This is a genomic window from Duganella alba (assembly GCF_009674495.1).
GTDB lineage: Bacteria > Pseudomonadota > Gammaproteobacteria > Burkholderiales > Burkholderiaceae_D > Rugamonas > Rugamonas alba.
In genome coordinates this window covers 72,194-92,536 of record NZ_WKJN01000009.1, presented here as the reverse complement: position 1 = coordinate 92,536, position 20,343 = coordinate 72,194, and the positions used below count along the sequence as shown (strand labels likewise).

The following is a 20,343-nucleotide window of genomic DNA, read 5'->3' as shown; positions in this document are numbered from 1 at the left end:
CCTAATGTGGAATCAGAGTCCGAATGCGCTGGCGTCGCCCCGGCCCTGGCGCACCAGTTCGGCTTCGGGACCGGTCAGGTCGATGACGGTGGTCGGCTCCATGCTGCAGGCGCCGCCGTCGATGATCAGTTCCAGCTGCTTGCCGAGACGCTCGCAGATGGTGTCGGCGTCGTTCAGCGGCTCGGTTTCGTTCGGCATGATCAGCGTGCTGCCCAGCAGCGGCTGATCCAGCTCGGCCAGCAACGCATTGACGATGGCGTCTTCCGGCACCCGCAGGCCGATGGTCTTGCGCGAAGGATGGCTGAGACGGCGCGGCACCACCTTGGTCGCCTCAAGAATGAAGGTGAACGGTCCCGGCGTGGCCGCCTTCAGCAGGCGGAACTGGCGGTTGTCGACGCGGGCGTAGACGCCCAGCTCGCTCAAGTCGCGGCACAGCAGGGTCAGGTGATGCTTCTCGTCAATGCCACGGATGCGGCGCAGGCGCTCGACCGCGCTCTTGTCGTCCAGATGGCAGACCAGCGCGTAGCAGGAATCGGTCGGCACGGCGACAATGCCGCCGCCGTGAATAATCTGCGCCGCCTGCTTGATCAGGCGGGCTTGCGGATTGACCGGGTGGACCTGGAAAAATTGGCTCATGCGTTATTGTACGGCACGCAGCGCGGCGATGCGCTGTTCGAACGGCGGGTGGGTCGAGAACAGCGCGCCCCAGCCGCCGCCGTTGGTGATGCCGGAGGCCGCGAACGACTGCGGCAACGCGCCCGGCTCCATGCCGTTCAGGCGCGCCAGCGCGTGCTGCATCGGCACGGTGCTGCCCAGCAGCCTGGCGGAACCGGCGTCGGCGCGGAATTCGCGCCGGCGCGAGAACCAGGCCACGATCAGCGAGGCCAGCAGGCCGAACACGATTTCGCAGACAAACACGGTAATCATGTAGCCGATGCCGGGGCCGCGCCGCTCTTCATTCTTGTTCAACATGCTGTCGACAAAGAAACCGACGATACGCGCCAAGAACACCACGAAGGTGTTGGTGACGCCCTGGATCAGGGTCATGGTCACCATGTCGCCGTTGGCGATGTGCGCCACCTCGTGGCCCAGCACGGCTTCCACTTCATCGCGGTTCATGCTTTCCAGCAAACCGGTCGACACGGCCACCAGCGCCGAGTTCTTGAACGCGCCGGTGGCGAAGGCATTCGCCTCGCCTTCGTAGACCGCCACTTCCGGCATGCCGATGCCGGCGCGCTCGGCCAGCGCCCGGACCGTGTTCACCAGCCACAGCTCGGTGGAATTGGACGGATTGGCGATCACGCGCGCGCCGGTCGACCACTTGGCCATCGGCTTGGAGATCAGCAGCGAGAAAATCGCGCCGGTAAAGCCGACCACCAGCGAAAACGCCAGCAGGCTGCCCAGTTGCAGCGTGCTGCCCGAGCCCGGACGGCCGATACCCAGCAGCGACAGGACGATGGACAACACCACCATCACAGCGAGGTTGGTAGCGATAAACAGGACGATGCGTTTCATATCAAGAATCTCCGGGACGGACAGTTTGCCGAAATAATAAGGTAAGACCGGGCAGGCGCAAAATCAAGAGCCGGGCGGCCTGATGCCGCCGGTAATCTTGCAGCGATTTCACCGCAGCTTAGAACCAGTCGTGCCAGACCGGTGTGACGTTGGCGGGCAGCGGCGGCAGCGCCGCGAAGTCGACGCGGGACTCGCCCGGCGCATGGAAGTCGGTGCCGCGCGAAGCCAGGAAACCGTAATAGTTTGCCAACTGCGCGTATTCCGGATACTGGTCCGGCGTATGGCTGCCGGTCACCACCTCGATGGCGGCGCCGCCCAGTTGCTTGAATTCCTCGAACAGCTGGCCCTGCGCCAGCTGGCTGAAGCGGTAGCGGCCCGGATGGGCAATGACGGCGATGCCGCCGGCGCTGCGTATCCAGTTGACCGACTGTTCCAGCGAGGCCCAGCAATGCGGCACGTAGCCCGGCTTGCCCTCGGACAGGAATTTCTTGAACACCTCGCCGGTGTTGGCGCAGGCGCCGATTTCGACCAGGTAGCGCGCGAAGTGCGTGCGCGACATCAGATCCGGATTGCCGACGTATTTCAGCGCGCCCTCGTAGGCGCCGTGGATGCCGACCTTTTCCAGCTGAAGCGCGATCTCGCGGCCACGGTTGTCGCGGCCGGAACGGGTGCAGGCCAGGCCTTCCACCAGCGCAGGATTGTTCTCGTCGATTTGCAGGCCGACGATGTGCACCGTTTCATTGGCCCAGGTGATGGAAATCTCGACGCCCGTGACGAAGCGCATGCCCTGCGCGGCTGCGGCGGCGCGCGCGGCGGGAATGCCGCTCACTTCATCGTGGTCGGTCAGCGCCCAGACGTCGACGCCGGCCTTGCGCGCGGTTTCCGCCACGGCAGCCGGCGCCAGTACGCCATCGGAGACGTTGGAATGACAATGCAGGTCAACTTTCATAACAGGCATTGTACATCGTTAGCCGGCGAGGAATTCCTCTATCATTTCCGCTAGCGCTTGAGGCTGATCATGGTGCAGCATATGGCCCGCATCGTAGACCATCTTGCTGGTAACGTCGCGCAGATGACCCAGGCGGCGCTCCAGTTCCACGCGCCCGGCCGGCTTCGCGCCCATCCAGTCCCACATATTGGTCTGGTCGGCTTCCACCCACAGCACCGGCGCCGTGATCGCCTGCCAGCAGGCCATGACGTCATCGACGTGATACGGCAGCGGACCGGCCTGCTTGTGCACCGGATCGCCGAGGATTTCCCACTCGCCCGCATCGTTCTGCGCCGACCAGTGCTGCGCCAGGAAAGCGGCGCGCTCGTTCGACAGGCGCGGATTGGTCTTTTGCAGGCGCGCGGCGACGGCGGCCTGGGTCGGATAGGTGCGCATGTCCGGTTTTTCCAGCAGGCCGTCCAGCCACTTGGCGTAGCGGCCCGGCGCCTGCTCCGGTTTGGCGCCCTTCAGACCGGCGCCTTCCAGGTTGATCAGCTTGCGGATGCGCTCCGGCCGCGCGCCGGCGTACAGGCCGACGATGTTGCCGCCCATGCTGTGGCCCAGCAGATAAACCGCCTGGTCCGGCGAGTAATGGCGCAGGATGGCGTCCAGGTCGGCCAGGTAGTCCGGGAACCAGTAGGTGTCCAGGCCGTTGCGCTGCGACAGGCCGAAACCGCGCCAGTCCGGGGCGATGACGTGCCAGTCACCCTGCAGTTCATCGACCACGAACTGGAACGAGGCGCCGACGTCCATCCAGCCGTGCATCATGAACAGCTTGGGCGCGCCCTCCCTGCCCCAGTGGCGCACGTGGCAGCGCAGGCCGCGAATGGTCAGGAACTCGGAACGGGAGGGACGGTGGTTGCTCATTTCATATGCCTTGAAAATAGGAGGGCTGGCGCCATATCGGAAGCTCGCCAACGGCAAAGCAAAATAATAGCACGACCGTTCGCCAGCTGCGCAAGCGTAAAATAGCGCCATCCCACCGCACTCAACCAGGTTTCCAATGTCTATATATCAACTGGGCGATCACACGCCCGAGATAGCTGCATCGTCATTTGTTGCCGATTCCGCCACTGTGATTGGCAAGGTCAGCCTGCACGACAACACTTCGGTGTGGTTCGGCGCGACGCTACGCGGCGACAACGAGCGTATCACCATCGGTGAAAACAGCAACGTGCAGGAAGGCACGGTGATGCACACCGACATCGGCTACCCGCTGACGGTGGGTCGCAACGTCACCATCGGCCACCAGGCCATGCTGCACGGCTGCACCATTGGCGACGGCTCGCTGGTCGGCATCCAGGCGGTGATCCTCAATGGCGCCAAGATCGGCAATGGCTGCCTGGTCGGCGCCGGCGCGCTGGTCACGGAAGGCAAGAGCTTCCCCGACCACTCGCTGATCATCGGCGCGCCGGCCAAGGTGGCGCGCCCGCTGACGCCGGAGGAAGTGGCCGCCCTGCAAGGCAGCGCCGACAGCTATGTCAAACGCGCTCAACTGTTCAAGACGCAACTCAAAAAGATCGGATAAAAAAATGAGCACCACCCCCATCACTGCCCAGGACACCCTGCAGAAATTCATCTTCGATAACGCTGCCGTGCGCGGCGAGCTGATCGACATCTCCACCACCTGGCGCGAGGTGCTGCTGCGTCATGAATACCCGACGCCGGTCAAGAAGCTGCTGGGCCAGATGACGGCCGCCGCCGCGCTGCTGTCGGCCAACCTGAAGTTCAACGGTTCCATCATCATGCAAATCCATGGCGACGGTCCGGTGAGCCTGCTGGTGGTCGAGTGCGACGCCGAACTGCGCCTGCGCGCCACCGCCAAGCTGGTGGCCGGCGCCGCCGTGGCCGACGACGCCACGCTGACCACGCTGCTGAACGCGACCGGCAAGGGCCGCTTCGTCATCACGCTCGATCCGGCCGACAAGATGCCGGGCCAGCAGCCGTACCAGGGTATCGTGCCGCTGGACGGCGATGATGTCGCCACCGTCATCGAAAACTACATGCTGCGTTCGGAACAGCTGGACACCAAGCTGTGGCTGGCGGCGGACGACAATGTTTCGCGCGGCCTGCTGCTGCAAAAGCTGCCTTACCACGGCGGCAAGACCGAGGCGACGCCGCTGACGGAAGAAGAGGCGCTGGAAACCTGGAACCGCGCGGTGATCCTGGGGTCGACGCTGAAGGAGCAGGAGCTGCTGGAGACCGGCATCGATGTGCTGATGCAGCGCTTGTTCTGGGAAGAGACGATCCGCGTGTTCGATCCGCAGCATCCGCAATTCCATTGCAGCTGCACACGCGAGAAGGTCGGCAATATGCTGAAGATGCTGGGCCGCGAGGAAGTGGAGAGCGTGGTTGCCGAGTTGGGCACGGTGGCGGTGAACTGCGATTTCTGCGGCCAGCACTATGAGTACGACAAGGTCGACGTGGCGCAGCTGTTCACCAGCGACGCGCCGGTTGAGACGTTGATCCCGGCCGGCGAAGTCAAACACTAAGCATGGATTCCCGCCTGCGCGGGAACCTCATTTAATCCGCTTCTTTCGCGTAGCGCTGCGCCAGCACGGCGCAGACCATCAGCTGCAGCTGGTGGAACAGCATCAGCGGCAGCACCACGGCGCCCAGCGCGCCGCCCGCGAACAGCACCTTGGCCATCGGCACGCCGCTGGCCAGGCTCTTCTTCGAACCGCAGAACACAATCGCAATCCGGTCCTCGCGATTGAAGCCGAGACGGCGCGCGGCAAACGCGCTGATCCCCATCACCAGTCCCAGCAGCAGCGCATTGATCACCATCAGGCCGGCCAAGGTCGCCCACGACACCTCGTGCCACAGCCCCTGCCCCACCGCTTCACTAAACGCGGTGTACACCACCAGCAGAATCGACCCCTGATCGACCAGCCGCGTCAGCGCCTTGTTGCGCTCGACCCAGCCACCGATCCAGCGCCGCGCCACCTGGCCGGCGATGAACGGCAGCAGCAGTTGCAGCGCGATCTGCAAGGCCGACTCCAGCGGCGAGCCGCCCTGCATCTGCGCCGAGGTCAGCAAACCGACCAGCACCGGCGTTAAAAATATCCCCAGCAAATTCGAAGCCGAGGCGCTGCAAATCGCCGCCGGCACATTGCCGCGCGCCGCCGCCGTGAAGGCGATCGACGACTGCACGGTGGACGGCAGCATGCACAGGAACAGAATACCCAGGTACAGGTCCGGCGTCACCAGCGGCGTCAGCACCGGCTTCAGGATCAGGCCCAGCAGCGGGAACAAGGCGAAGGTGCACAACAGCACCAGCAAGTGCAAGCGCCAGTGCGTGATGCCGGCCACCACCGCCTCGCGCGACAGCTTGGCGCCGTGCAGGAAGAACAGCAGCGACACCGCGACGTGGGTCACGTTGTTGAAGATGACGGCGCCTTCGCCGTGGCATGGAAAGAAGCTGGCGGCGATCACCGTGACGATCATCGCCAGCGTGAAGTTATCAGGCAAAAAACGGGGACGCTTCATTATTTGGGACACTTCACTTCCAGCACATCGATGGCGCCAAGGGTCTTGGCCGCGGTGGCGCTGCGCACCAGGTCGACACGTTCGACGCAATTCTTCTGCACCAGCCGCGTGTACGTGCGCGTGCAGGCAATGACCGCATCGGCGCCGCTGCCGGCGTTGCAATAAAAGCCTTCGGCCTGCATGCGCACCAGCGCCTGCTCCATCGGCATACCGGGCTGCACGGTCTGGTTGACGAAGTTCCCCAACCGCGATTGGTCGATCGAACAGCCGGTCAATGCTATCGCCAGCAACAAAATTCTGCGCATCGCAACTCCCATGTTATTTCCAGACAGCAGTGTACCCCAGCATCGTCATCATCCGGTAACACTCAGTCCCTATCATTCCGCAGCGTTGCAATTCCTTCCAACTTGTATCCAAGGTAAACATGAACAAGAAATTATCCGCAGTGTGCTTCGCCGCGCTGAGCTTCCCGATGCTGGCCATGGCCGCCAACGTTGCCGCCGCTGTCGCCGACATGACCGACACGCCAGCCGCCGTCGAAACCGCTACGGAAGCCGAGGCTGCCGCAGCCGGACCGATCGCCACGGTGGAAGTAGCGACCCGCAAATCGCGCTCGTCGGTGGAACTGGGCAAGAACGATATGCAAAAAATGCTGCCGGGTATCAACCCGTTAAAAGCGCTGCAAACCCTGCCAGGCGTCAGCTTCCAGACCGCCGACCCATGGGGCAACAACGAACAGAATCTGTCGCTGTTCATCCACGGCTTCAGCGGCTCGCAGCTGGGCTACACGCTGGACGGCGTGCCGCTGGGCGACCAGCAGTACGGCAACTACAACGGCCTGTCGCCACAACGCGCCATCACCAGCGAAAACGTCGGCAGCGTGATCCTGTCGTCGGGCGCCGGCGACCTGTCGACCGCCTCGACCAGCAACCTGGGCGGCACCATCGAGACCTTCTCCAGCAACCCGCTGGCCAACCAGAACGTCGCCGTGCAGCAGACCGTGGGCAGCTACAAGACTTCGCGCACCTTCGTGCGCTACGATACCGGCAACTTCGGCGATGGCAACAGCGCCTACATCTCGGCCGTGCACCACGAGCAGAAAGCCTGGGACTTCAACGGCCGCCAGGGCGGCGACCAGGTCAACGCCAAGTTCATCAACAACGGCAACAATGGCAAGCTGACCCTGTACTTCGCGTACTCGGACAAGATCGAACCGAACGAAGACAGCACCGTGCGCTCGGCCACCGAGAAATACCAGCCGTACACCCGTCCGTTCATGTACCCGAACTTCCAGCAGGCGGTGGGCTACCTGTCGGCCACCGGCGGCACGCCTGCGGCCGACGGCAACAATTACCGCAACTACTACAGCGATGCGCAGCGTACCGACTACCTGACCTACGCCAAGTACGACTGGAACATCAACGACACCACCACCTGGTCGAACCAGATCTACTACCACAACGACGACGGCGTCGGCGTGGTGGCCGGTCCGATCGGCGTGGCAGGCCTGCCGGCGCTGTTCGCCGTCTACTTCCCTGGTCAGAATCTGAAGCAGGTGTTCGGCAACTCCGGCTACGCCACCCGCACCACCGAATACACGATCAACCGCAACGGCTGGCTGTCGAACTTCAAGACCGAAATCGGCAACCACAACCTGCAAGCCGGCCTGTGGCTGGAACATAACCGCTCGTCGGCTTACCGCCGCTGGTACGCGCTGGACGTCAACAATCCAAGCTCGCCATACGACCGTCCAAGCAATCCGCTGATCACCCAGTACGGCAGCGAGATCGACAACAAGGTCGCCCAGCTGAGCCTGCAGGATGAATGGCGTGTGCGCCCTGACCTGTCGCTGCAAGCCGGCTTCAAGTCGAGCCTGCAATTTGCCGACGGCCAGTTCCCGGTACAGCCGAAGAACGGCGCCATCGCCGGCTCGACCGCACTGCCGGTCGGTAATATCGACACCAAGAAATGGTTCCTGCCGCAGATCGGCGGCCGCTGGGACATCACGCCACAAGACCAGGCCTTCTTCAACGTGCAGAAGAACATGCGCCAGTTCGTCACCTACGGCGGCGGCGGCGCTTCGCCATGGAGCCTGTCGAGCCAGGCCGCGTTCGACCTGTTCAAGACCACCGCCAAGCCTGAAACCTCGATCACCTACGAAGCCGGCCTGCGCAGCAGCCACCAGCTGAACTGGGGCGCGTTGAGCGCGATCGATGGCCAGATCAACGTCTACCACGTCGACTTCAAGGACCGCCTGCTGCAAATCAGCCCGACCTCGGTGATCTCGTCCATCATCGGCGGCAACCTGGCGGTGCTGACCAACGTCGGCAGCGTCAAGACCAACGGCGTCGACCTGTCGGCCACGGCGCACTTCGGCCGCACCTTCTCGCTGTACAACGCGCTGTCGTACAACCAGTCGAAGTACGATGACAACTACCTGAACGGCAAGGACACCGTGCTGACCGCCGGCAAAAAAGTGCCAGGCAGCCCGGAGTGGATGAACAAGACCGTCGCCACGCTGAACGTGGCCGACACCGAGTTCCAGCTGATCGGCGACTACGTCGGCAAGCGCTACGCGACCTACACCAACGATCTGTCGGTCAGCAATTACTTCCTGATGAGCCTGGCCGTATCGGGCAAGCTGCCGTTCCTGAACGGCGGCTGGGTCAAGAATGCGCGCTATCGTCTGAACGTGACCAACCTGGCCAATCGCGAGGGTGATCTGAACGTGGTGGTCGGCGCGGCCAGCGGCACGTACAATACCTTCCCAATTGCACCTCGTCAGGGCTTCCTGACTTTGATGGCGGACTTCTGATGACCACACTTTATTTGCCTAAGCGACTCTCGCGTCGCGGCTTTATCCAGACGGCGGCGGCCGCCACCGGCGCGGCCCTGCTGCTGCCGGGCATGGCGCAGGCGGCCAGCATGCTGACGCCGGGCGCGTTCGCCACGCCGGACCTGTCCGGCATGCCGGGCATCGGTCCGGTGGGCGTGGCGCAGCCGCGTCCGCTGATCTTCGGCCACCGCGGTTCCAGCGCGCTGCGTCCCGAGCACACGCTGGGTTCGTATGCCAAGGCGATCGCCGATGGCGCCGATTATGTCGAGCCGGATCTGGTCAGCACCAAGGACGGCGTGCTGGTCGCGCGTCATGAAGCGTTTTTGAGCGAGACCACCGACGTTGCCAGCCATCCGGAATTTGCCAGCCGCAAGACGCGCAAGACCATCGATGGCGAAACGCACGAAGGCTGGTTTGTCGACGACTTCACGCTGCTGGAACTGAAAACGCTGCGCGCGGTGGAACGGATTCCGCAATTCCGTCCGGGCAGCGCGCAGTACAACGGCATGTTCCAGGTGCTGACGTTTGAAGAGATCATCGATTTCGTGGCGGCCGAGTCGGCGGCGCGCGGGCGTATCGTCGGCATCGTGCCGGAGCTGAAGCATTCGACCTATTTCGCCAGCGTCGGCCTGCCGCTGGAGGACCGTTTCCTGGCGATCCTCGGCGCGCATGACTACACCCGTCGCAATCCGGTGGAGATTCAGTCGTTTGAGGTGGCGAATCTGAAATACCTGCGCGGCAAGCTGGGCCATCGCGCCAATCTGCGTTTGATGCAGTTGGTGATCGGCGAGAATGTGCGTCCGATGGATGTGGCGGCGGCGGGTGGCACGCTGACGTTTGCGCAGATGTGCACGCCGGCTGGCTTGCGCGATATCGCCCAGTACGCGGATGTGGTGGCGCCGCCGACGCGCTCGATCATTCCGCTGAAGAAGGATGGTTCGCTGGATGCGCCGTCGTCGCTGGTGGAAGATGCGCATAAGGTTGGCCTGCGCGTGGAGCCTTGGACCTTCCGTCCGGAGAATCATTTCCTGGCGGCGGATTTCCGCAACAGTGCTGGGGATGCTGCGCGCAATGAGGCTGGCTCCATCGCCGAAATCAAGCGCTACGTGGCTACCGGCATTGACGGCTTCTTCACCGACGACCCAGCCCTGGGTCGCGCCGCCCTCGGCTGACGGGGTTGACGCTGCCGTTCGCCTTAAAGCGCGCGGCACCCTTGAAACCCGCACACCGCTGCGGCCAGGGTCTGACCCCGTACGGGGTCAGACCCTTTCGTTTTGGGGTACTAACGGCTGGCGTTGGCATGCGGCAGGGCTGCGGTCATTTCAACCCAGCTTTGCGGCTGCGGCTTGTTGCGCTCGCGGACGCCAAAGAAACTCACCACCAGCTCCCCATTCTTGTCGAAGAACTCCACCGACGTCACCCCGGCACGCTTGATCACGTAGCCACTCTGGAACGCGCTGTCACGCAGGTGCAAATTGAACTCCGGATCGAGCACGTTGAAGTACCCGCCCGCTTCCTGTACCTTGCTGATCTTGCCGCTGTAGATCTGAATCGCCGCATCATTGCCCAGGAAGGCCATGATGTCGATCTTCTGCTTGGCTGACTCCTCCAGCAACTGGCGCACCGCCTGCGGCGTCACCCGCTGCACCTTGTCCACCGGCCCCAGCCGCAGCGCCTGTTCGCGCGACATGCCGAACTCGGTCACCAGCCGGTTGAACTGGTGCACATCATTCAGCTCGTTCCACGCCATCTGGTATTCCTTGACGTCGATCGCGCTGTCCGGCTTCTCGGCGGGCTTCAACGGCGCTGCCGCCACTTTCAGATCGGCGCTCTGCACCGGGTTGCGGAAATCGGCGACGATCTTGTCGAACACGGCCACGCCTTCATCGCTCTTGACGTACAGCTTGTGCGCGGCGTTGCCGCTCTGGTCGAAGAATTGCAGGCTGCGCGTGACCCCGCCATCCTTGCCCGGCTGCACCACGGCAAACGCATACTTCCAGTTTTTAAACGTGAAGCGCAGGTCGATCTCGCCGCCCAGGTAGCCGCCGGCGATGTTGCGCAGGCGCGCTTCGCGTTCCTTTTCCTTGTCGGCGTCGAGGCCGGCCACTTCTTCCTGCGGCTTCAGGCGGGTGGCGACGCCGGTACGCTCCAGCACGCCGTTTTCATTGCGCGTGAGCGCCATGACTTTGCCGAGGTCCAGCGCGCGGCGCATGATTTCGCGCGGCACGTTGTCGCCTTCCTGCAAGCGTGTCACGGTCTTGCCGAGGCCGGTGGTGGCCAGCAGTTCCGCTTCCGACACATTCAGTTTGGCGGCGGCGTCGCGCAGCGGCAGTTTCGGCTGCTCGGCGCGCAGGGCGTCGTAGCGTTCCGTCAGGCTGGCGGCACCGGCCGATGCGGAGATCAGCAAGGCGCCGGTCAGCGCCAGGGCGAATCGATGGTGGGGTTTCATGGCGAGCTCCTTAGTAAATCACTTTGAGGTTGAAGGCGTAATTGCGTCCCGGACGCGTCTGGCGTTCGATGTCGGCCAGGGTGGCGGCCGTGGTGCCGGCAGGCAGGCTGCGCGACGAGGCGTAGTCCCAGTACTTTTTATCGTTCAGGTTGTAGACGCCGCCGCTGAGGGTGACGTGCTTGTTGATGTTCCAGTAGGCCGTCAGGTCCAGCACGCCATAACCAGGCACATTGAACATGGTGGTCGTGGTGCCGGTCAGCACGTCGCCGGCGGCCTGCTTGCCGCGCGCCGCGCTGGCGGTCAGCGCCGCACCGCCGCGCAGGCCCGGATCGTCGTAGGCGAAGGTGGCGTTGGCCTTGTACGGCTGCACCGACGGCAGGTCGGCTTTCTTGCCGGTGCTGGTGTTTTCCGACGTGCCCTTGGAAGCGCCGGCCGCCAGGTTGAGGCTGTAGCCTTTCATGGTGTTCATCCACTGGCCCAGCTCGAAGCGCGAGCTGAATTCGACGCCGTAGATGTTGGCCTTGCCGACGTTTTCCGGACGGTACAGGCCGAAGGTGATGGTCGGGTAGTTGACCGGATCGGCAGGCTGCGTCGCGTATTCGATGAAGTTGCTGTAGCGGGTATCGAACAGCGAGGCGCTGAATTCCACGCCCGGCGTCGGCGCGCCTTTCAAGCCCACTTCAAAGGCGTTGCTGGTTTCTTTTTTCAGATCCGGATTGCCCAGCACCGCGTAGCCGTTGCCCGCGCCGGTGTAGCTGAACGAATCATAGGTGCCGGTGCGCTCGGCCGCCGTCGGCAGGCGTGTGCCGCGCGAGTACTGCGCGAAGGCGTTCAGTTTAGGCGTCAATTCCACCGACAGGTTCAGCGATGGCGTGAAGAAGGAATCGGTTTCATCCTTGATTTCCTTGGCGGCGCTCGGCACGGCGACCACGTAGTTTTGCAGGTTCTTCGGCGACAGTTTGCGCTGCTCGCCGCGCAGGCCTGGCGTCAGCGTGGATGGCAGGCCGCCCAGCGAGAAGCCGATCTCGTCGCGCACATAGGCGACGAATTTGTCGGTGTCCATGTCGGCCATGCGGTTTTTCAGCGTGACCTGATGCGCGCCGGTTTTCACCACCACGCGGTCTTCGCTCCACGGGCGGCGGCTTTCCTGCTGCTCGTAGCTGACGCCGTAGCTCAACAGATTGCCGGACAGCTGCTTGGTGGCATCCAGCGACAGGCCCTTGTTGTCGTTGTAGAAGCCGGTGTTGATGTCGCGGATGTAGGGCTGCGCGCCGGTGATGTAGTCGGCGTGGGTCAGATCGACCACTTCGGATTTCTGCGTGTAGGCCTTGCTGTCCAGCGTGTCGAACAGCGCCACGCCGGTGGGCGTCCACTGGTGTTCGACGCTGAAGCGGGTGCGCTTGGTGTTGGAGTTCTGCGTCGCGCCATCCGGATACGAGCTGCCGACCTTGTTGTCGAATTCGCGGTTGTGCTCGGCCTTGTAGCTGTCGATGGTGAAGTTCAGCTTCTGGTCCCTGGCGATGGTCCAGTTCAGCTTGGCCAGGATGGCGTTCGAATCCCACTCGTCTGGATTCACCGGCGCGCTGCTGTTGATTTTCGAGGCGTCGCCGGTGCGGTGCGCGGCGACGATCAGCGCTTTCAGGCTCGGGCTGATTTCGGTGGCGGCGGTGACCGCGTGCAGGCGCATGCCATGGTCCGAGGTGTAGCCGAACTTGTAGTCGGCGTAGACCTTGCGCGTGCCGTCCAGGTAGTCTTCCGGCGCCTTGGTGATGAAGGACACCGAACCGCCCAGGCCCGGCGAGCCGCCGCCGGTCGGGCTGGCGCCGGAACCGATGATCACTTCACGGAAGATTTCCGGATCGAAGTAGTCGCGGCCGATGCCGAAGGAGTTGTTCGAGGTGCCGTCCGGACGCGAGGCCGCATCCGGCAGCGCGATGCCGTCCAGTTGCAGGCTGATGCGGTTGCCTTCGACGCCGCGGATGTTGATGCCGGTGTTGCCGGCGCCGTCCCAGATATTGCCGCCGCCGCTGGCCGCGGCCGGCACGGCCACCAGCGGCGAGTAGCGCGCGATGTTGGCCATGTCGATGGCGTTGTTCTGCTCCAGCTGGCGCGTGCTCAGCACGGTGGTGCTGCCGTTTTTGGTGGAAGTATCGAGATCGCGCCTGGCCTTGACCAGGATTTCCGACAATTCAGTCGAGGGCGTGGCCGGCGCGTCCTGCGCGAAGGACGGCATGGCAACCGCGCCCAGCATGACCAGCAGGGCGGATCGGACGTGAAGAGACAAAGGCGCGGCCTGGTGCCGTGCGCCCGAGAGGGTAGCAACCATAGTATTCCAAGAGAGAGGAGTTAAACGCTGGCTCTCGGAGATACGGCGATTGCTGGCAAAGAATCATCTTAACAATAATGATTCTTATTTACAAGTGGTCTTTGAGGTAGTTGTTCTTCACGCGCACGTAGTGCTCGGCGGAGTACTTGAGGTAGGCGATTTCCTCCGGCGTCAGCGCCCTCACCTTCACCGCCGGACGGCCGACGTACAGGTGGCCGCTTTCCAGCACCTTCCCCGGCGGCACCAGGCTGCCGGCGCCGACCATCACCTGGTCCTGCACCACCACGTCGTCCATGATGATGGCGGCCATGCCGATCAGGCATTCGTTGCCGATGGTGCAGCCGTGCAGCATGGCCTGGTGGCCGATGGTGACGTAGTCGCCGATGATCAGCGGCGAACCGTCCGGCTTCTTGTCGTTCTTGTGCGAGACGTGGCCCATGGCGAAGTCCTGCACATTGGTGCAGTTGCCGATGACGATGCGGTTGACGTCGCCGCGCAGCACGGTGTTGCACCAGATCGAGCAATCGGCGCCGACGGTGACGTCGCCGATCACTTGCGCCGACGGGTGCAGGTACAGGCCTTCGCCCAGCTGCGGCGTGGTGTTCAGGTAGGAAGAGACGGACATTCGGTATCCTTATTTGCGGGAGTATTTGGCCAGCATGCCGCCCAGCTCGTTCTGGTGCGTGACCATCCAGGTCCACACGGACTCGACCTGCTCGCGGTGCGCGGCGTAATAATTCGGATTGGTGGCCAGCCAGATATTACTGCTGAATAGCGGCATGCGCAGGCGCACGATGTCGTTGCCGTAGCGCTCGGCAATCGCGCTGTCCATGTCGCCCACCGCGCCGACCGTGATGGCGACGCCGTCGACGCGCTTGAGGCGCAGCTTGCCGATGTTGCTGTCCAGGTCGCGCCCGCCCTCATCCACCTTGATGCCGGCGTCGCGCAGCGCGGCAACGTAGGGAGCACCGAACGGCACGCCCATCATGCGGCCCTGGAAATAGCGCGGCGTGACGACGTCGGCCGGCAACTGGTCGCCCGCACGCACCAGCACGATGATGCTGGTGTGGATGGCGCGGTTGCGGTCCAGCGTGCCATTGCGGTCACGCGGCAAAACGATCTCGGCCGGCAGTTCGGCCCGTTCCTCGATCGGCAGATAATCGATCGCCCCGCTCTGCAGCGCCAGGCGCAGGCGGCCGCCCGGCATGCGCACGAACTGGACCGGACAGGGAATGCTGGCGGCCGCTGCCGCGCGCAGGTAGTCGACCGCCACGCCGGGCGGCTCCGCCACCTCGGCACCGGCCCCCAGCCAATACGGCGGACGGTCCTGGTCCATATAGCCGATGCGTACCGTGGGACACGCGGCATGCGTGCTGGCGACGCTGAACAGGGCAAGGACTAACAGGACAGGACGAAACATAAACAATCGCAAGATTCAATGACGAAAGCGCCATTATAGGCTTGGCAAGTCAGCCCTGGTAAGTGCTATCGCCATGCGGCGCGGCGCGGAATTCGGGCAGCGCTTCGGCCAGACGCGAATACTCGGCCAGCGCCGGATAGTCGGATTCGGCCACCACGTCCGGCAGCATTTCGCGGATGAAGTGCCAGGTGACGGCCTGCATCACGCCGGGCGGCGGCATGGCTGCGCTGGTCGCGTCCAGCGGCTGCTCGCGCTGCTCGGTTTCCAGCACGTCGAGCGCGGCGCGCAGTTGCCGCACGACGCGGTCGGCCCACGGCTGGTGCAGCTTTTCCGCCGGACGCAGCTGGCGTTCGTAGACCAGTTGCACGGCCTTGTCGCAGGCCGCCAGCGCCAGGCTCAGCAGACGCTGCGAGCGGAACAGTTCGGTCGGCATGGTGGGCGTGCGGCGCGCGGACGGACGGGCGATGAATTCGGCGTATTGCAGGATCAGCGTGGAGTCCATCAGCGCGGCGCCTTCCTCGTCCACCAGCGTCGGCGCCTTGACCACCGGATTGATCTGGCGGAACTGCTCGAAGGTGCTGAACACCGACAGCGACTGGTGCTCGAACTTCACGCCCAGCAATTGCAAGGACACCGCCACGCGGCGGACATACGGGGAATCGAGCATGCCGATCAGTTTCATTACAACTCCTTATTCAAGTGAGAACAACGCCGCGCTGTGGGCGTGGATGGCGGTGGTGTCGAACAGCGGCACGGTGGCATCGGCCTGCGTCACCAGCAGCGAGATTTCGGTGCAGCCCAGGATGATGGCCTGCGCGCCTTGCGCGGCCAGGTCCGCCATGATGCGGCGGTACTCGTCGCGCGAGGCGTCGTTGATACGGCCCAGGCACAGCTCTTCATAAATAATCCGGTGCACGCTGTCGCGGTCGGCCGGCGCCGGCACCACCACGTCCAGGCCATGCTCGCGCAGGCGGTCCGTGTAGAACGTCTGCTCCATCGTGAAGCGCGTGCCCAGCAGGCCGACCTTGTGCAGCCCGGCGCGTTTGATTTCCCGCGCCGTGGGATCGGCGATGTGAAACAGCGGAATCCGCACCGCCGCCTCGATATCCGCCGCCACCTTGTGCATGGTGTTCGTGCACAGCACGATGAAGTCGGCGCCGGCCGCCTGCAAGGCGCGCGCGGCGTCGGCCATCATGGCGCCGGCGGCCTGCCAGTCGCCCGCGTGCTGCAAGCGCTCAACCTCGTGGAAATCCACGCTGTACAGCACCACCTTGGCCGAATGCAGGCCGCCCAGCTGCTGCTTGATGGTTTCGTTGACCTGACGGTAGTACGGCACCGTCGATTCCCAGCTCATCCCGCCTATCAGTCCGATGACTTTCATGTGCACCTCCCGTGCCCATTCTACCCTTGCAACAGCACGTTGGCGCCACGGGCGACGGCGTGGACCACCTGCATCACATCCCAGTTGGTCAGACGGATGCAGCCGTGCGACTGGGTCTTGCCGATCTTGCCCGGCTCGGGCGTGCCGTGGATGCCGTAATGTTCGATGCTGAGATCGATCCACGCCAGGCCCACCGGGTTGTTGGGGCCGCCGGCGATGCGGGCCTTGGTGTCGCCCGCCTTGGCGTCCCAGAACAGTTTCGGGTTGTAGCGGTATTCGGGATTGGTGGCGACGCCGCGCACCAGCCAGCGGCCTTCCGGCAGCGGGTCGTGCTTGCTGCCGGTGCTGGCCGGGAACTGCGCGAACGGCATGCCGCCGGCGTCCAGCAAGGTCAGCGTGCCCTCTTTGGCGTCGACCAGGATCGACGCCGCTTTCGGCAGCGGCTTGATGGCGGCCACGTTCGGCACCAGCAGCTGCTCGCCCACCTTGTTCAGCTTCTTGCCGGGATTGAGGCGATGCAGCAGCTCGGGACTGCAATGGAAACGCTCGCCCAGCGCTTCGGCGATGTTGGCGTAGCCGAGCGTGGCCAGTTTTGCCTTGCCCGCCATGTCGGACGGCACCGGCGCATACGGCCCGGCGACATCCTTGGCGGTGACGGTGTAGACCTCCAGCACCGGCGCCTCGTCGCGCTCCAGCTCCTTCCAGGTGGCGGCGTCGATATTGCCGCTCACCGGCAGCTGGTGCAGTTTCTGGAAGCCGCGGATGGCGTGATGCATATTGCCGCCATATGACGCGTCCATTTCGCCGGGCGAAAAATGCGCGCGGTCCAGCAGCACCTGCGCGCGCAACACATTGGGGCCGCTGGTTTTCGGCGTGACGGACCTGGCGCGCTGGGCAGCGTTCAACGTATCGGCGGCGGACAACGCCGGCTCGGCAGCGGAAGCAGTGAATGCGGCCAGCATCAGGACAAGGAATAAAGCTTTCAAACCAGACTCGGACTATCGACAACGGAGCCGCATTCTATCCTTGTTCGCGCCTCTTCGGCCACGCCCTTCACACACCGGCGATTTTCTGCGCGACTTCCCAGCTGTGTCCGGCCGGATCGACAAAATTAATCGTGCGCATGCCCCACGGGCGGTCGACCGGTCCGTTCAGGATGGCGACGCCGCGCTGCCGCAAATGCGCGCACACCGCGTCTACATCGTCGATCCAGATGCTGAACTGGAAACGGGAGCCGGCATCGCGCGGCGCCACCACGCCGGGCGCGACAATCTCCGGCGCATGGGCGATCTGCAGCAGATTAATCAGCAAGCCGTCAAATTGCACCACCGCCGAATTGGGGTCTTCGTACACCACCGGCACGCCAAACACATCCACATAAAACGCCTTGGCCGCCGCCAGGTCTTCAACGAACAGGCTGATGGCGCTGATGTGCTTGAGTTCCATGCTCTAGTCCTTGCGATAGCGTTGCATGACGTAGCCGAGCTGGCCGCGATGGGTGTCGAGCCAGGTCCACAGCGCCTCCGACTGCTTGGGATGGGCGCGATAGAAATTCTCGTTGAAAGCCAGCCACAGGCGGACGTTCAGCAGCGGCTGCGGCAGCTGTTCGATCTCGCCCTTGTGCTGGGCCAGCACTTCCTTCAGGTGGGCCGGCGCCACGGCCGCCACCACCACGCCGTCGACCCGGCCCAGCTTGAGTTTTTCGATGTTGCGGTCGAGGTCGCGCGCGCCTTCGTCCAGCGTCAGACCGGATTCGCGCAGCCTGGCGACGTAAGTGTTGCCCATCGGGATGCCGAGCACCTTGTCGCGGAAGTACAGCATGGGATTGGTGTTGGCCGGCACTTTATCCTTGGTGCGCACCAGCACCAGCACCTGGTTGTGCAGGGCGCGGTTCAGATCGATATTGCCGGCCTTGTCGCGCGGGATGGCGATCTCGGCCGGATAGAAACTCATCTCGCCCAGCGGCGCCAGGTCGACGTCGCCGTTCGCCAGCGCCAGCCGGATGCGCGCCGGCGGCAGCCGCACCCAGGTCGGCGTGCAGCCGAAGCCGGCGCCGAGCACGGCGTCGCGGATCAGGTCCACCGCCGCGCCCGGCGGATCGGGCACCTTGTCGCCCTCGCCCAGCCAGTACGGCGGACGGTTCTGGTCGGTATAGCCGACGCGCACGGGGATGCAGCCGGCAGCAGGAGCGGACACGGCATGGGAAGCAGCGGCGACGGCCAGGATGAACAATATGCCAGCGCGCAGCTTCATCGGGAATCTCAGGGATGGGGGGGTTGTTCGGCCGGCTTGGGAGCCAGCGGCGCCAGCGCGGCCGCCTGGCCCTTGCCGACGATCTGAACGAAGATCTCGTTCTGCTTGATCATGCTGAGTTCATAGCGGGCCCGTTCCTCGACCGCGCCGGTGCCGTCCTTGAGGTCGCGCACTTCGGAGTCGAGCTTGGCGTTGCGGGCCAGCAGTTCCGCGTTCTTCTTGTGCGCCACGTCCACCTGTGCCTCGAAGTCCTTCACGCGCAGCCAGCCGCCCTTCCCCAGCCACAACGGGTACTGGATCAACAGCAGCAGGAAAGCCAGTCCGAGCGTAATCAGGCGCATGAGGGGGAAGCGGCCGGATTTGCTCCGGCCGCGCTTGCTTAATTACTTCAGATTATAGAACGCGTCGCGGCCTGGGTAGGAAGCGATATCGCCCAGATCTTCCTCGATACGCAGCAGCTGGTTGTACTTGGCCATGCGGTCCGAACGCGACATCGAGCCGGTCTTGATCTGCAGGGCGTTCATGCCAACGGCGATATCGGCGATGGTCGAATCCTCGGTTTCGCCCGAGCGGTGCGAGATCACGGCGGTGTAGCCGGCGCGCTTGGCCATTTCGATGGCGGCGAAGGTTTCGGTCAGGGTGCCGATCTGGTTGATCTTGATCAGGATCGAGTTGGCGATGCCCTTCTGGATGCCTTCCTTCAGGATCTTGGTGTTGGTGACGTACAGGTCGTCGCCCACCAGCTGGACCTTCTTGCCCAGTTCCTTGGTCAGGATCGCCCAGCCGTCCCAGTCGCCTTCGTGCATCGCGTCTTCGATCGAGATGATCGGGTACTTGTCGCACCAGGTCGCCAGCAAATTCGTGAACTCGGTGGCGGTCAGCGACAGGCCTTCGCCGGCCAGCTCGTATTTGCCGTCCTTGTAGAACTCGGACGCGGCGCAGTCCAGGCCGATGGCGATCTGGGTGCCAGGCTCGTAGCCGGCCTGCTCGATCGCTTCAATGATCAGCTTGATCGCGTCTTCGTGGTTGGCCAGCGAAGGCGCAAAGCCGCCTTCGTCGCCGACGTTGGTGTTCAGGCCCTTCTTGTGCAGGATCTTTTTCAGCGTATGGAACACTTCCGCGCCGTAACGCACGGCTTCCTTGAACGACGGCGCGCCCACTGGAATGATCATGAATTCCTGGATGTCCAGGTTGTTGTCGGCGTGCGCGCCGCCGTTGATCACGTTCATCATCGGCACCGGCAGCTGCATCGCGCCCGAACCGCCGAAGTAGCGGTACAGCGGCAGGCCGGCTTCTTCGGCGGCGGCCTTGGCCACGGCCATCGACACCGCCAGCATGGCGTTGGCGCCCAGGCGTGCCTTGTTTTCGGTGCCGTCCAAGTCGATCAGAGTGCGGTCCAGGAAGGCTTGTTCATTGGCGTCCAGGCCCATGATGGCTTCCGAGATTTCGGTGTTGATGTTTTCGCAGGCTTTCAGCACGCCCTTGCCGAAGTAACGCTTCGGATCGCCGTCACGCAGTTCGATCGCTTCGCGCGAGCCGGTCGAGGCGCCCGACGGCACCGCTGCGCGGCCCATCACGCCCGATTCCAGCAGCACGTCGCATTCGACGGTTGGATTGCCGCGCGAGTCGATTACTTCACGGCCGATAATGTCAACAATAGCACTCATGTCATTCTCCAAAGTTAGG

At 63.8% G+C, this 20,343-nt stretch carries 21 protein-coding genes; 4 read left to right on the top strand and 17 right to left on the bottom strand.

The genetic code is table 11. The features are described from left to right. Positions 1-12: 12 nt before the first annotated feature. The 4 genes from GJ695_RS11315 to GJ695_RS11300 form a co-directional block, all read right to left on the bottom strand. The gene (locus GJ695_RS11315) at positions 13-636 is read right to left on the bottom strand and encodes an L-threonylcarbamoyladenylate synthase (RefSeq protein ID WP_154364744.1); all 624 of its coding nucleotides are present in this window, start codon (positions 634-636) and stop codon (positions 13-15) included. Between the two features lie 3 nt (positions 637-639). Next, entirely contained in the window at positions 640-1,515 is an 876-nt protein-coding gene (gene htpX / locus GJ695_RS11310; RefSeq protein WP_154364742.1) for a protease HtpX, read from the bottom strand. Positions 1,516-1,633: 118 nt separating this feature from the next. Next, positions 1,634-2,473: a 3',5'-nucleoside bisphosphate phosphatase gene (locus GJ695_RS11305; RefSeq protein WP_154364740.1), complete on the bottom strand. Its 840-nt coding sequence runs from the start codon at positions 2,471-2,473 to the stop codon at positions 1,634-1,636. A gap of 9 nt (positions 2,474-2,482) precedes the next feature. Continuing rightward, positions 2,483-3,370: an alpha/beta fold hydrolase gene (locus GJ695_RS11300; protein ID WP_154364738.1), complete on the bottom strand. Its 888-nt coding sequence runs from the start codon at positions 3,368-3,370 to the stop codon at positions 2,483-2,485. A 136-nt stretch (positions 3,371-3,506) separates the two neighbouring features. Between GJ695_RS11300 and GJ695_RS11295 the strand changes: the two genes are divergently transcribed. Both GJ695_RS11295 and hslO read left to right on the top strand, forming a co-directional pair. Next, the gene (locus tag GJ695_RS11295) at positions 3,507-4,031 is read left to right on the top strand and encodes a gamma carbonic anhydrase family protein (protein WP_154364736.1); all 525 of its coding nucleotides are present in this window, start codon (positions 3,507-3,509) and stop codon (positions 4,029-4,031) included. Positions 4,032-4,035: 4 nt separating this feature from the next. Beyond that, complete coding sequence (gene hslO / locus GJ695_RS11290) at positions 4,036-4,995, top strand: Hsp33 family molecular chaperone HslO (RefSeq protein ID WP_154364734.1); 960 nt, start codon at positions 4,036-4,038, stop codon at positions 4,993-4,995. Positions 4,996-5,026: 31 nt separating this feature from the next. Here the strand turns inward: hslO and GJ695_RS11285 are convergent, their stop codons facing one another. After that, complete coding sequence (locus tag GJ695_RS11285) at positions 5,027-5,992, bottom strand: bile acid:sodium symporter family protein (RefSeq protein ID WP_154364732.1); 966 nt, start codon at positions 5,990-5,992, stop codon at positions 5,027-5,029. Next, positions 5,992-6,297, bottom strand: a complete 306-nt coding sequence (locus GJ695_RS11280) for a hypothetical protein (protein ID WP_154364730.1) — start codon at positions 6,295-6,297, stop codon at positions 5,992-5,994. Before GJ695_RS11280 ends, GJ695_RS11285 begins: the two co-directional genes overlap by 1 nt. 119 nt (positions 6,298-6,416) lie before the next feature. On the opposite strand from GJ695_RS11280, the gene GJ695_RS11275 reads away from it, so the two are divergent. Next, positions 6,417-8,807, top strand: a complete 2,391-nt coding sequence (locus tag GJ695_RS11275) for a TonB-dependent receptor (protein WP_154364728.1) — start codon at positions 6,417-6,419, stop codon at positions 8,805-8,807. After that, on the top strand, positions 8,807-10,000 hold the full coding sequence (locus GJ695_RS11270; RefSeq protein WP_154364726.1) for a glycerophosphodiester phosphodiesterase: 1,194 nt from the start codon (positions 8,807-8,809) through the stop codon (positions 9,998-10,000). Before GJ695_RS11275 ends, GJ695_RS11270 begins: the two co-directional genes overlap by 1 nt. A gap of 110 nt (positions 10,001-10,110) precedes the next feature. On the opposite strand, the gene GJ695_RS11265 is transcribed toward GJ695_RS11270, so the two are convergent. From GJ695_RS11265 to eno, 11 genes are all read right to left on the bottom strand, one after another. Beyond that, positions 10,111-11,277 (bottom strand): hemin-degrading factor, encoded by a 1,167-nt coding sequence (locus tag GJ695_RS11265; protein ID WP_154364723.1) that lies wholly within the window; start codon positions 11,275-11,277, stop codon positions 10,111-10,113. 10 nt (positions 11,278-11,287) lie between these two features. Further along, complete coding sequence (locus GJ695_RS11260) at positions 11,288-13,603, bottom strand: TonB-dependent hemoglobin/transferrin/lactoferrin family receptor (RefSeq protein WP_154364721.1); 2,316 nt, start codon at positions 13,601-13,603, stop codon at positions 11,288-11,290. A gap of 88 nt (positions 13,604-13,691) precedes the next feature. After that, the gene (locus GJ695_RS11255; RefSeq protein ID WP_154364719.1) at positions 13,692-14,228 is read right to left on the bottom strand and encodes a gamma carbonic anhydrase family protein; all 537 of its coding nucleotides are present in this window, start codon (positions 14,226-14,228) and stop codon (positions 13,692-13,694) included. A gap of 9 nt (positions 14,229-14,237) precedes the next feature. Further along, positions 14,238-15,023 carry a transporter substrate-binding domain-containing protein gene (locus tag GJ695_RS11250; protein ID WP_154364717.1) on the bottom strand — a complete coding sequence of 262 codons (786 nt, stop codon included), beginning with the start codon at positions 15,021-15,023 and terminating at the stop codon, positions 14,238-14,240. A 49-nt stretch (positions 15,024-15,072) separates the two neighbouring features. Continuing rightward, on the bottom strand, positions 15,073-15,705 hold the full coding sequence (locus GJ695_RS11245) for a glutathione S-transferase (protein ID WP_154364715.1): 633 nt from the start codon (positions 15,703-15,705) through the stop codon (positions 15,073-15,075). Between the two features lie 9 nt (positions 15,706-15,714). Further along, positions 15,715-16,404: an aspartate/glutamate racemase family protein gene (locus GJ695_RS11240; protein ID WP_154364713.1), complete on the bottom strand. Its 690-nt coding sequence runs from the start codon at positions 16,402-16,404 to the stop codon at positions 15,715-15,717. Positions 16,405-16,424: 20 nt separating this feature from the next. After that, positions 16,425-17,390, bottom strand: coding sequence for a L,D-transpeptidase family protein (locus GJ695_RS11235; RefSeq protein ID WP_229260411.1), 966 nt, complete (start codon positions 17,388-17,390; stop codon positions 16,425-16,427). A gap of 67 nt (positions 17,391-17,457) precedes the next feature. Next, complete coding sequence (locus GJ695_RS11230) at positions 17,458-17,850, bottom strand: VOC family protein (RefSeq protein ID WP_154364711.1); 393 nt, start codon at positions 17,848-17,850, stop codon at positions 17,458-17,460. Between the two features lie 3 nt (positions 17,851-17,853). Further along, positions 17,854-18,657, bottom strand: a complete 804-nt coding sequence (locus tag GJ695_RS11225; protein WP_154364709.1) for a transporter substrate-binding domain-containing protein — start codon at positions 18,655-18,657, stop codon at positions 17,854-17,856. Positions 18,658-18,665: 8 nt separating this feature from the next. Beyond that, the gene (gene ftsB, locus GJ695_RS11220) at positions 18,666-18,998 is read right to left on the bottom strand and encodes a cell division protein FtsB (protein WP_154364707.1); all 333 of its coding nucleotides are present in this window, start codon (positions 18,996-18,998) and stop codon (positions 18,666-18,668) included. Between the two features lie 42 nt (positions 18,999-19,040). Further along, complete coding sequence (gene eno, locus GJ695_RS11215; protein ID WP_154364705.1) at positions 19,041-20,324, bottom strand: phosphopyruvate hydratase; 1,284 nt, start codon at positions 20,322-20,324, stop codon at positions 19,041-19,043. Between the last annotated feature and the right edge of the window lie 19 nt (positions 20,325-20,343).